Origin of the sequence: Lentibacillus populi (assembly GCA_014642895.1) — a bacterium.
Classification (GTDB): Bacteria; Bacillota; Bacilli; order Bacillales; family Amphibacillaceae; genus Lentibacillus_C; species Lentibacillus_C populi.
The window spans coordinates 1-12,065 of sequence record BMJD01000072.1; the positions used below are offsets into that span (position 1 = coordinate 1).

A 12,065-nucleotide genomic window follows, 5' to 3' on the forward strand; every position below is an offset into this window, starting at 1 on the left:
TGGACGGTGCCACCTTTGATTGGACTTTGACTTTTTGGCAAAAATTACGGGAATAGTACTTACTGAACATTTTGACTATATTTATGCAATGCTAGTGGTCGGTAGTATAAAAAAGATTCCTTGGCAACATTATAACGGCCTCTACCAAATCATTTTCAATCAACTTTTTCCGAATTTTATATTCATCACCACCACCGCTTAATGCACCGTTTGCCAATAAAAATCCAGCTACACCATTCTCGGATAATTTAGATACAATATTTAGAATCCAAGCATAGTTGGCATTTCCTCTAGGTGGTACCTCGTAACCTGCCCAACGTGAATCATCTATTAATTCATTATCGGCTCTCCATTGTTTCTGGTTAAATGGGGGATTCGCCATTATGAAATCCGCCTTTAAATCCTTGTGTTGATCATTAAAGAAAGTATCCGCTGGAGTATCCCCAAGATTTGCTGAAATTCCTCTTATAGCAAGATTCATCTTTGCCAGTTTGTAAGTCGTTGTTGTATATTCTTGACCATAAATCGAGACATCTTTTTTACTTCCTTGATGTGATTCAATAAATTTTACTGATTGAACAAACATGCCCCCTGAACCACAAGCGGGATCATAAATTTTACCTTTATATGGTTCAAGCATTTCTGCAATTAGATTTACAATGCTCTTGGGGGTATAGAATTCTCCCTTCCCTTTTCCTTCTGCTAATGCAAACTTACTAAGAAAATATTCATAAATCCTTCCCACAATATCCTGCTGTTTATCTCTGAGAGTATCGATATTATTAATAGTATCTATTAAGGATGCAAGTTTACTAACATCAAGATTTAATCGAGAATAATAATTATCAGGTAAGGCTCCTTTTAAGGCAGGATTATTTTTCTCTACGGTAAAAAGGGCGGTATCAATTTTTAGTGCAATATCTTCTTGCTTCGCGTTCTCCACTAAGTAACCCCATCGAGATATTTCTGGCAGATAAAAGACATTTTTCATGGTATAGAACTCTACCATATCAACATACTTTTCTTTACCTTCAGTAATTAATTCAGCTTTTCGATCTTCAAATTTATCACTTGCAAATTTTAAGAAGATAAGTCCTAATACGACGTGTTTATATTCTGAAGTCTCAACTGAACCTCGTAATTTGTTAGCGGAATCCCATAAAGTTTCTTCTATGCTTTTATCATTTAATTGTTTCTTTTTAGCCATCATAAATTCTCCTATCATCTATATTAAATCTCACAATTATATCTATAAATTAATTATTTTTGAATTAGGACATTCATCCCCATTAGCCAGTCTATTATCATGACATTATTAATATCAATTATATCCCATTATAACGCAGAAAACCCCAATATAAAAAGGACATAGACACCTTTTATAGCCTACTTTTATATTGTCAATTCTCATACCTAATTAAAACTTGTTCCAAATTTTTATTAAGATAGGACTTTTTACCTATAAGAATATTAATATCTTAAAGGTAAGATGATTAACGCTTGAGGCCAAAAGCATAAAAAATATATGGGAAAGGAGGACATCCTTGATGGACGATAATGGAGGGCGAGATTATATGTGGCCATACCGTTGTTTAGAACATTGCGAATCACATGGGATTTCAAGAGCTGTAGTAAATTTATTTATCCGCCAAAGGGGATTAAATTATGAACAAGATCATAGAAAAACTGAAGATTCCCGGATATGAAACTAAATTAGTGATTAAGCCAACTTCTATAAATAATAAAAATCAAGAAGGAAACATTCAATTATCCCTTGATATGGTTTCAAAAGGATTATAAGCAAGCCGTATTCCCAAAGTATAAATAATACCCCTTCAGTCAAAGATGAATATCAAATATTTTAACTGGAGGGATAACCATGAATGGAACTTATAGAGTCGTAAAAGTCTCTTATTCTGAAGAGCTTCCATCTGATTCTGAAATATGGTTGGAACGATTTATTGAAAAAACATTACTTGACCATATAGCTAAGAAGGATGGCAAACTCCACTCTTTACTAATAAGTAATAATTAAAAATGAAAGGAGAACGTCATGGAGAAACAAAAATATATAGCTGTATATATTCGTGTAAGCTCAGCAGCACAAAACCTTGAATTGCAAAAAGAAGCAGCAAATAGATATTTAGAGTCACAAGGCTTAACCGGTGATGAAGATTTTGTATTATTTTTCATTGATAAAGATGTCTCTGCTACTAAACTATCTATGGAAAATAGAACTGAACTAATGAAGATGCTCGAGATGGCAAAAGAGAATAAGCTAAAACAGATTATTTGCTATAAGCGTGATCGAATACAGAGAAATTTCTACGAGAGCGCAGTTATTAATAGAATATTTATAGATAACGACATTGAGATAACCTATACAGCTAGCAACGAACCTTTATTTAGTAATAAATTATCTTTAGAGGCATTCTATGGGATATTTGGTCAAAAAGAAGGCGAAAATATCGGAGCGCGTACATCTGATGCACGAAAACAATACCCTTCTAAATTGTACGGATATACAAGAATTAAAGAAAAAGATCAAGTGAGATTTGTCATTGATGAAACAAAGCGTGGATCCATTGAAAAACTATTTAATGACTTTAGTAAAATTCAAAATGAAAATGAGTTCTTTAACTTTTTAAAGGATCGTAAAAAAGAAGAAATTAAGGACCCAAATAAAATTTTAAAAATTATTGAGAATGCCTTTTATGCTGGTCATTTCAAAGCAACTCACAGTTATCAACTACTCTCTCATGTTGAACCAATAATAGATTTAGAATTATTTGTTGCTGCCAACAAAGTACTAGAAAGTTTTGTAACTAGATATCAAAACAAAGTACTAGAAGTTAAGAAAAATCATCAAGCTATTCCCTTATGTGGCATATGCGGAAACCCAATGAAACACCGTAAAGAAAATGTGTTTGACAGTGGTTACTATGTTTGCCGTGCCAGTCATAAAAGAATTGCAATAAATTCCGAGGTTCTTGGAGATTTAGTAGATAAAGCTGTACTAGACCACGTAAAAGAAATCACTATCAAAAAGTTTAAACGCTTATCTCAGGACGGTATTAAACGAAAAAATAACGAACTTGTCCGTAATCAAAACCTAATATCAAATAAATATCTGGAATTATCACTTCAGGTATGCACCTTAAATCCTGCGAATAATTCAAAACGTCAGGATATGATTAATCAATTAAAAGCACTAAAAAAGGAATACAACAAAATAGGAAACGATCTTACAAGCTTATCAGTTCTGAGACATGAATTTAAGGAAATCGAAGAACTTGCTTTAAGTGTAGATTATAACTTTTCGGATCATAACCTTTTAAGATTGACAGAATTACTTGTCAATGAGATCCATGTCCATGAAACCTATGTAGGAATTGAATTATTTTTATCAAAGTTTGCAAAGGATGTTGAAGTTTCATGAATAATAAAATTAAAGGAATAGGATATCTAAGGTATTCTGACTCAAAACAAGATGGGAAGCACTCGTTGGAAATTCAAAAAAGCCAAATCCTTCTTTTAGCAGAAAGGGAAGGTGTTGAAATTATTGCTTGGCGTATAGATAAAGCCACAAGCGCCTTTCGTGGTAATATTGCCAAACGAAGTGGCATACAAAAAATTTACGAAGATCTTGAAAACGGAGTAGAAGCTATTTGCTTTTATGAAGAATCAAGAATAACAAGAAGCATAACTGACTTTTATTACGATGTGTACGAGCCAATAACTACACAATATCCAAAATTGAGATTCTATAGCACCCAATCAAATGGTGTATGGAATCCTGATGATCCACTTGTCCAAGCGAAATTAGTATTTGCAGCAGAAGAATCTGAAATAAAATCAACTCGTGCAAAAGATGCACAACAAAATTTACTTTCGGCTGGTAAACGTCCGGGATCCCCTGCTCCCATTGGCTATAATATGGTAGACGGAATCTTATATCCTAATGAAGATGCTATTGTTGTTCAGTATATTTTCCATTTAGCGGGCTGGGGACATTCTCGTGGTTCAATTGCCGCGCATTTAAATAACTGTGAAATAACTACAGCGAAAATCAAACATTGGAACAGTAGTACAATCGGCTATATTCTTAACAACAAAGTTTATTACGGGAACTTGGCATGGAATGTTAGAACAAGTTACGAAAATAGTAAACCCAAACCTGATGATGAAATAGATTTATTATTTGAACATGCACATGAACCAATTGTATCCGCTACTTCTTCACATTTAATTAAACAGGTCAACGATTTGAAAAAAAATCACGGTATTATGGATACACCATATTACCTTCGTGGCGTAATTAAATGTAAGAAATGTGACTCTTTTATGAGTGCAAAAGATAACTCACCAAAAGGAAAAAAAGGAAAATATATGGTTTATAGATGCCTTAAATGCAAAAGAAATCTTCCAATCATTAAAGTCCATCAAGTCGTATTAAACGATTTATTAAGTAAATGGTCAACACAATTATCGTCCATTGTAACTACCGCTAACGAACAACTTGTGGGTTGGAATAAAAATTTGGAAACTGCTAGGAAGAAATTCAAAATTCAACTAGAACAGACTTTATATAATGAAAGAATGCTTGCCTCTGACATCAAAGAAAACAAACAATTAGAAGAAGCATTTATAGATTCTAAACATTATTTACAAAATGAAATTTTGAATATAACTATAACAATGGATGAAATCAATAGGATTCTTGATGATGACGATGGCCTTTCAATATTTATAAAGTATTTGCAACAGCAAAGCTTTTTAAATTTTACAGACACCGAACTGAGAACATTTTTTCTAATGTATTTTAAGGATGTAATCGTAAACCTAGAAAAAAACAACGATATAGAAATTAATTACAGATTATCACCTTTTGTCGCGTTAGAGAATGCTACTGGTTACTTTACCGAAAAAATCGCACAAATTAATGGTTTATCTGGTTAAATAACCGAAAACGAAGACCCATCTTTCTAAAGTGGAAATGGCCTTACCCTGAAAAGCCTTGATATCAAGGCTTTTCAGGGGTAAGTCTTCGGTTTTTCAACCATCGAAGAATTCTTCGCTGACTGTAAAACCGAACCCCTTATTTACTTTATGGTCAAAAAACCGAAAAAATAAACCTAAAAAATATTAACTTTATTAAAAAACACTTCGAATATGGAAATGCGAAGATACAATGAATTTTGGTTAATCGCCAACGGATTATCCGATCATAAATATTTCGTTTAAATAGGAAGGTGAAAAACAATGAATTGCGCAGTTTATATTAGAACGGCAAGTAAGAACCACCAAAATAAGCACGTAGCTATCCAATCACAAAAAATTAATGATTATGTTAGTCAAAAACAATGGACTATATATAAACAATACGTTGATATTGGATCAGGAACTACTAGGGGCAATAGCCTTAAAAAGATGATTGAGGATGCTAAATTGGGAAAGTTTAATATGATTATAGCAACTGATTCTTCCCGATTACTAAGGAATAAGAATAGTGAATTATCATACCAATTAAAAGCCCTATGTGAAAATAAGGGAGTTAACATTATCACCTTGGATAACACCATTGATACACTAACTAATGGTAATCTTGAACTCGGTCTTTTATCTTGGTTTTATGAACAGGAATCCCATGCTCAAAGCCAAAGAATAAAGGCTGGCATTGTAGCAGCAAAAATGAAGTAATTTTATTTACCAATGGAATTAAAACAATACAGTAAAGTAACCCAATAATAAGCGAAAAACGCAGTGGTTACATAGTCACTTAAAATACGGTGATTATGTATTCCCCTGCGTTTTTTATTTTGAAAGGATGTTATTAATGGAAAATAAGGACAAGGTTATTGCTTATATTAGAATAAATAATAGCGTAAGAGAACGGCAGATTAGGAAAAATTATTACAAGGCAGTTATGGAGAAAGAATTAGGCCTATTCCTACAAGAATACCGTAAAACTCTATTTTCAAAAAATGTGAATTTCGTTAAGGGGGTTTTTGGTAATGAGTAATAATAGTAAAGTTGCAAGACGTATTTATACTGATCCAAGGACTGGATTCACCGAACTTATTAATCTAATTATTCATAATAAAATTGACGAAATGGTTAATAATGCCAACAAAGAAAACCTAACATCATCCCAATATAATCGTGATGGATTTGATATATTATGAGATGTGCAATCTATATTCGGGTTTCAACAGATAAAGAGGAACAAAAAACATCATTAAAGTACCAACAGGATTTATTCTATAGATATGTTGAAGAAAAGGGATGGGATATCTATGAATTTTATATAGATGTCCAGTCCGGTACGACAGCCAAACGAAAAAATCTTCAAAGGATGATTGAAGATGCTTATGATAAAAAGTTTGACATTATTTTGGCAAAAGAACTGTCTCGATTAGCCCGAAATGGTGAACTGTCCTACAGGATAAAAAACTTATGTGAGCAACAAGGAATCCACATCATTACTTTGGATAATGCAATCGATACTCTAAATGGCGACACTGCTATGTTCGGTCTATATGCTTGGATGTATGAACAGGAATCACGGAACACAAGCACACGTGTAAAAGAATCTTTAAAAACCAGAGCAAATAAAGGAATATTTAGTGGTTCAATACCCCCATATGGTTATAAGATTAACAATGGTAAATTGGTTATAAGAGACGATGATACCCCTAAAATAGTTAAAAGAATCTATAATGAGTATTTGGCTGGAAAGGGGCGCGATAGTATAGCACGAGGACTATATAATGATAATGTCCCTACACCGGCTGAAATAGCAGGCAAAAGAAACGTGGGAAACAAATGGAATGATTCGACAATCAAGCTTATTCTTTCTAACCCGCATTACACCGGAATTCTAGTCCAAGGACGTACAACAACAAAAAGCGTAACAAGTAAAAAGCGGGAAAAAGTAGAGCCGGAACTTCAAATAATTAAAAAGAATACCCATGAGCCAATTATAAGTCGAGAAGTATTCGAATTCGTGCAGCAGCAAATGAAAACGAGGACTAAATTTATTACCGCTCCCAAAAAGCACCTTTTTACCAACACAATGTTATGTGCTGATTGTGGTTCAAAAATGTGGTATCGAAGTAATAGAAAGGGATATATTTGCGGCAATTACGCCCGTTACGGGAAAAAAGCTTGCAGTAACCATGCAATAAAAGAACAATTATTAAAGGATATAATATTATCCGACATTAACCCGTTAGCAAAACAAATCGATAGGGATCACTTTATTAAAAGGCTTGAATTTAATACCAATAAATCAAAAATGAAATTGGAGGAACAACTGGAAAGGCTAACCAAACAGATAAGTATCCTAAAGGGGCGAAAAATGAAATTCATCAATATGTTGGTGGATGGGAAGGTTACCCAAGAAGACTATAACGAAGGCATAGCAGCAAATAATTTTGAAATTAACGAGTTAATTTCTGAAAGAGATACCTTGCTGTCTACGATTGAGGATCAAAAAGCTAACGATAGCACAGAATATTTAAAACAAGAACTAATTGAATTTCTTAACTTTGAGGAATTAACTCCTGAGATTTTGCACCGACTAATTTCAAAAATAGAAGTAAAGGAGGATGGGACACCGATAATACACTATCGATTCTCAAATCCAACACCAGTTCAGAAGCAGTAGACCTTTCTTGGTTACTGCTTCTTTTTTATCATATTGACCGTAAATTACAGTCAATGAATGTTTCATTTCTGCAATGCCCTTTTTGGAAGCGACTGCCACGAGGTTTTCCAAGATCTTTTTGCGTTTTATATTATTTATCCAGTTTAAGATTAGGCGGCCTCTCTGTAAGGAAGCTTCTTGATCGATATTGTATTTCCACCATTCAAACTTTTTACTTTATTGCTCCGTTATTCCTTAGATTTCTCATAATTTCCGGATTGTCGTTTTCTACGCTATAAAAAAACACTTGATCCACATAATTTTCAATATCCCATTCTCTTATTCCCCACTCGTTTGTAGTAATTAGTATAATTTTCCTAGATCTATTATTTTTTAAATCACAAAGGAACTTTCCAAATCTTTTAGGATTATCAAGAACTGTTTGCACTGGATGAAATATTGTGAAAGTATTTTCATTACCACTGGGATTTGATTTTGTATGAGTCACATAACTATTTATATTAACAGTCATTCTTCCTAATTTATATGTAGTTGTTGACTTAACTGTATAGGGTAACAATTCTTTGTTAAAAGCTCGATTAATATGATCTGATATATCGGACATAGAACCTGTTCTTATGATCCCCTTATCAAACTCCCTATTCAAACAAGAGAGAACTACCCTTAACTTAGCATCATTATCATATCCTCTTATCAACAATATCCTATTACTTTCATCACGTAAAAAATCCATTAAGGCTGAGATAGCCTTTTGTTCATCGCTCATTAATAACTCCCTCCCATATCAATATATACAACAAAATGTGATATTCTCCTAAAATCTCCTAATATATTAAATTATACCATAGGCAATAGTTTATTTATAAATTCAAAATATAGCTTCCACCTTAAATAATCGTGTTCAAAATATGGCCAGTTTATGGAAGACCCTAAACTTATTGAAAATCCACAAGGTATGGTATGTTATACAACTGTCATTCATTAGTAAAATGGGTCGAGGGCGGTACAACATCATTGCAATCAACTGTATAGTCCAATCTATGTTATATATGTAAATGAGTTATATGTTAATATTTATCTGTAATTATCATTCTTAAAGTTAGTAGGGATTATATGAGAAAAGTGTATTTGTTTTTAGACTTTGACGGTGTAATGGTCACAAAGTTCTCCAGTTTCTCAGAATTTCATGAGGGAATGGAATTTGACGATAAATGTATAAACACATTAAATCAACTTATTAAAATTATTAGGAACAAATATTCATTTTCATTGGTCATCTCAAGTAACTGGAAATATGAATTAACCAAATCTGAAATAAAACATATGCTTATTGAGATTTATAATATTGATATAAGTGAAAACGATATCCATTTTACCAAAAATACCGGAAATAAATACAATGAAATAAATTCATTTATTGATAACCTTGATTCAAAATGCTTAGTGATTATCCTTGAGGATGATCCACTTCCAAGAAATCTAAATTACTTTCAAATAAGAACCCGCAGTGAAGATGGTATACGTGCAACTGACGACATTCTTAACGCAGTAGATGAATTAATTAAAAAGCAATAAAGCCTTCTGATACTATTTCCCCCAATTAAAGTAACAGATGATTTTTACTAAGTATAAAAACCAATAACACGTCAATAATTATAAAGTTGTTCAGGTGGGATTCTCTTCGGATCAGGAGAATCATGTTAGTTGCCTAGTACCCTACAAATTTAGTCGATCAGAGGGTACTGGGTGCTATTTTTATTAAACGTATGATTACAGCCACTGAATGATACGAAATGCACCAGTAAATGACAGGTGATTACCACCTCACATTTTCTAAATGATTAAAAAGTAAAAAGCCATACGTATATTCAGTTATAAACTTTTATGCTTGTTGTACTAATTTGATTGGTTTCAATAAGAGCCGTAACAACAAACGGCCCGATAACGAAAAAAAGGATAATCACCTTATAAGTGTTCGAGACATATGATGGGGGTATAATCATGTATCTCTGGAGGTATATCACAATGAATAACTTTTATTATATGTATCCTCACCTAAACCCTTATTACGGTTATGTACCAATGCGTAATTTAAATTATATTTGGGATCCCGGTTATTGGGATATGCCAAATACAGAGGGCTATGGTAACCAATTTTCTCCACATCCAAATATTCAAAGGGATATTAGTAATCCCATATTAAAAGATCAGGGAGATAACCCTTTTGTAATAAATATCAATCAAGCTGCCAAACAAAATAACACTTACCGTGACACTATATGGACTGGAAAGCATTTACAAGTGACTTTAATGAGTATTAATGTTGGAGAAGATATAGGTCTTGAAATTCATCATAACGTTGATCAATTTTTACGTATTGAGGAAGGTCAAGGACTTGTTCAAATGGGTAAGGAGAAAAATAATTTGGACTTTGAAAAATATGTAGGTGACGATTTTGCCATTATGGTACCTTCTGGTACATGGCATAATGTAACCAATACAGGTAATACGCCGTTAAAGCTTTACTCCATTTATGGACCGCCTAACCACCCATTTGGTACTGTTCATATGACAAAAGCAGATGCTGAAGCCGCTGGAGATTAAAGTCTAGGTATTCTAGAATCGGGCGCTTTTACTGCATAGCAATGTATTGGTTCGGATAACAGAAGAATTTCTATAATTAATCTACTGTATTCTTGGATAGCTTTTTAAATTCCTTGTCAGAGATAAATCTATGGGAATAGGACAAAACGCTATAATTAGTGTTTTGCTCCCCCGGTATACGAATTGTCATTCGAATTAGCTTAAATGGTGGGTTAAGTGGTCCTTCGAATCCAATCACCCTTAAAGAGACATCATATGAATCATTTGCAATGTCCCTTGATATCTTTTCAATTCTGCTAGATGTAAATAACTGTTTATCATTGTGGTTACTCATTATGTCAAGAATAGTTTCACCGAGATACCTTAAAAATGCTTCTTCCATAACGCTAGGGGGATGATTTTGGGGTATTATCTCAGTTTCCGTTTTTGCTTCTGTAATAATTTCGCTGTAACCAAGTGAAAGAAAGGTAAAAATGAATATGGATAGTAAGATTTTATTCATTAGCTCAACACCTTTTTGAAACTATAATTCCCATAAAAATGGGGTTTATTCTTATGTTGGAATTGGAAGGGGTATATTTAAAACAAACGGGCGCGATTTTTGAACATCAAAAGCCTAATTCCTTGTTAAAGATAGGCAGGAATTAGGCTTTTTTTTCTACGTTATTTTTTTAACCCCCCAACTGGTAAATACGGTGGCAACAGGTGGTAAGTTCTGTGGCAATCACTGGGAAAAAAGATGACACAAGTGGTACATTTCTTTGGCTGTAATCAAACGTATCATTCTTCCATCTTAAAATATAATTATCCCAAATTTAAAACCTTCCGCTATATTAACTACCCATAAATCAATCCAATATTACTATTCAATAATAAAATATTGTTAAATGTCAATAATGATATCAGGTAAACACTGTTACATCTCAAAAACAAGCTGAAAGGACCTGAAAAACAATGAGATGTGCAGTTTATATTCGTGTATCAACTGATAAGGAAGAACAGAAAGCATCATTAAAGTATCAACAAGATTTGTTCTTCAGACATATTGAAGAGAAAGGCTGGGATATCTTTAATTGTAAGCGTAAAATAATCCCCACCTATTTTCAGATGGGGATTTCATGTATGCTTTATTTAGATTTATTTGGGACACGACATTCTTCTGGGAGTGTCTGGGACCAAGGTAGAAGTTGATCTAATTTATTTGCATCTGTTGTATCCATATTGGGAAGCTCCTCAAATAGGTAGCTAAGATAGTTAAATGGGTTCAATCCATTTTCTTTGGCTGTCTCCACCATACTATAAATGATCGCACTGGACTCTGCTCCCTTTGCGGTGTTGCTAAAGAGCCAATTCTTTCGGCCGATTACGAAAGGTTTAATCGAGCGCTCAGCACGGTTGTTATCTATCTCTAAACGGCCATCCTGTAAGAATCCACTCAATCGCTCCCACTGGTTACGACAGTATTTGATTGCTTCTCCAAGCGCGCTTTTGGGCAGCACACGTGGTGTTTGTTCACGAAGCCATGCTGAAAAAGCCTCCATTACTGGCTGGCTGCGTTCCAAACGTATGTTATAGCGTTCTTCAGGGCTAGCGTCCTTGAGTTCGTGTTCAATGGTATAAAGTTGGTTACAAAATGCCAGGCCTTCTTTTGCTTTAACGGTGAAAAGTGCTGCTGAATCCGGAAGTGCCTTTAACGCTTCCGTAAATTTGCGGCGGGCATGGGCCCAGCACCCAACTAATGTTACACCGGAAATCTTGTTATAACCAGCGTACCCATCGACATGCAAGTACC

General features: G+C 33.7%; 14 protein-coding genes. 10 read left to right on the plus strand and 4 right to left on the minus strand.

What is annotated here, in order from left to right; genetic code table 11:
* Window positions 1-91 precede the first annotated feature (91 nt).
* On the minus strand, window positions 92-1,207 hold the full coding sequence (locus tag IEX12_RS22040; RefSeq protein ID WP_286171342.1) for a type I restriction-modification system subunit M: 1,116 nt from the start codon (window positions 1,205-1,207) through the stop codon (window positions 92-94).
* A 458-nt stretch (window positions 1,208-1,665) separates the two neighbouring features.
* On the opposite strand from IEX12_RS22040, the gene IEX12_RS23625 reads away from it, so the two are divergent.
* From IEX12_RS23625 to IEX12_RS22075, 8 genes are all read left to right on the plus strand, one after another.
* The gene (locus IEX12_RS23625) at window positions 1,666-1,800 is read left to right on the plus strand and encodes a hypothetical protein (protein ID WP_286171343.1); all 135 of its coding nucleotides are present in this window, start codon (window positions 1,666-1,668) and stop codon (window positions 1,798-1,800) included.
* Between the two features lie 79 nt (window positions 1,801-1,879).
* On the plus strand, window positions 1,880-2,035 hold the full coding sequence (locus tag IEX12_RS22045) for a hypothetical protein (RefSeq protein ID WP_188725903.1): 156 nt from the start codon (window positions 1,880-1,882) through the stop codon (window positions 2,033-2,035).
* A gap of 18 nt (window positions 2,036-2,053) precedes the next feature.
* Complete coding sequence (locus tag IEX12_RS22050) at window positions 2,054-3,439, plus strand: recombinase family protein (protein WP_188725904.1); 1,386 nt, start codon at window positions 2,054-2,056, stop codon at window positions 3,437-3,439.
* On the plus strand, window positions 3,436-4,959 hold the full coding sequence (locus tag IEX12_RS22055; RefSeq protein WP_188725905.1) for a recombinase family protein: 1,524 nt from the start codon (window positions 3,436-3,438) through the stop codon (window positions 4,957-4,959). Before IEX12_RS22050 ends, IEX12_RS22055 begins: the two co-directional genes overlap by 4 nt.
* 303 nt (window positions 4,960-5,262) lie before the next feature.
* Entirely contained in the window at window positions 5,263-5,700 is a 438-nt protein-coding gene (locus tag IEX12_RS22060) for a recombinase family protein (RefSeq protein WP_188725906.1), read from the plus strand.
* A gap of 136 nt (window positions 5,701-5,836) precedes the next feature.
* On the plus strand, window positions 5,837-6,022 hold the full coding sequence (locus tag IEX12_RS22065; protein WP_188725907.1) for a hypothetical protein: 186 nt from the start codon (window positions 5,837-5,839) through the stop codon (window positions 6,020-6,022).
* Entirely contained in the window at window positions 6,015-6,185 is a 171-nt protein-coding gene (locus IEX12_RS22070; RefSeq protein WP_188725908.1) for a hypothetical protein, read from the plus strand. The genes IEX12_RS22065 and IEX12_RS22070 overlap by 8 nt, the downstream gene beginning before the upstream one ends.
* A complete protein-coding gene (locus IEX12_RS22075) occupies window positions 6,182-7,669 on the plus strand; it encodes a recombinase family protein (RefSeq protein ID WP_188725909.1) in 1,488 nt (495 codons plus the stop codon). The genes IEX12_RS22070 and IEX12_RS22075 overlap by 4 nt, the downstream gene beginning before the upstream one ends.
* Window positions 7,670-7,880: 211 nt before the next feature.
* Here IEX12_RS22075 and IEX12_RS22080 read toward each other — a convergent pair whose 3' ends face one another.
* On the minus strand, window positions 7,881-8,435 hold the full coding sequence (locus tag IEX12_RS22080; RefSeq protein WP_188725910.1) for a hypothetical protein: 555 nt from the start codon (window positions 8,433-8,435) through the stop codon (window positions 7,881-7,883).
* A gap of 347 nt (window positions 8,436-8,782) precedes the next feature.
* On the opposite strand from IEX12_RS22080, the gene IEX12_RS22085 reads away from it, so the two are divergent.
* Window positions 8,783-9,244, plus strand: a complete 462-nt coding sequence (locus IEX12_RS22085) for an HAD domain-containing protein (protein WP_188725911.1) — start codon at window positions 8,783-8,785, stop codon at window positions 9,242-9,244.
* Window positions 9,245-9,694: 450 nt separating this feature from the next.
* Window positions 9,695-10,273, plus strand: coding sequence for a cupin domain-containing protein (locus IEX12_RS22090; RefSeq protein ID WP_188725912.1), 579 nt, complete (start codon window positions 9,695-9,697; stop codon window positions 10,271-10,273).
* Between the two features lie 76 nt (window positions 10,274-10,349).
* Here the strand turns inward: IEX12_RS22090 and IEX12_RS22095 are convergent, their stop codons facing one another.
* Window positions 10,350-10,775, minus strand: a complete 426-nt coding sequence (locus IEX12_RS22095; RefSeq protein WP_188725913.1) for a hypothetical protein — start codon at window positions 10,773-10,775, stop codon at window positions 10,350-10,352.
* Between the two features lie 625 nt (window positions 10,776-11,400).
* A partial coding sequence (gene tnpC, locus IEX12_RS22100; RefSeq protein ID WP_188725914.1) for an IS66 family transposase occupies window positions 11,401-12,065 on the minus strand: 665 nt, incomplete at its 5' end.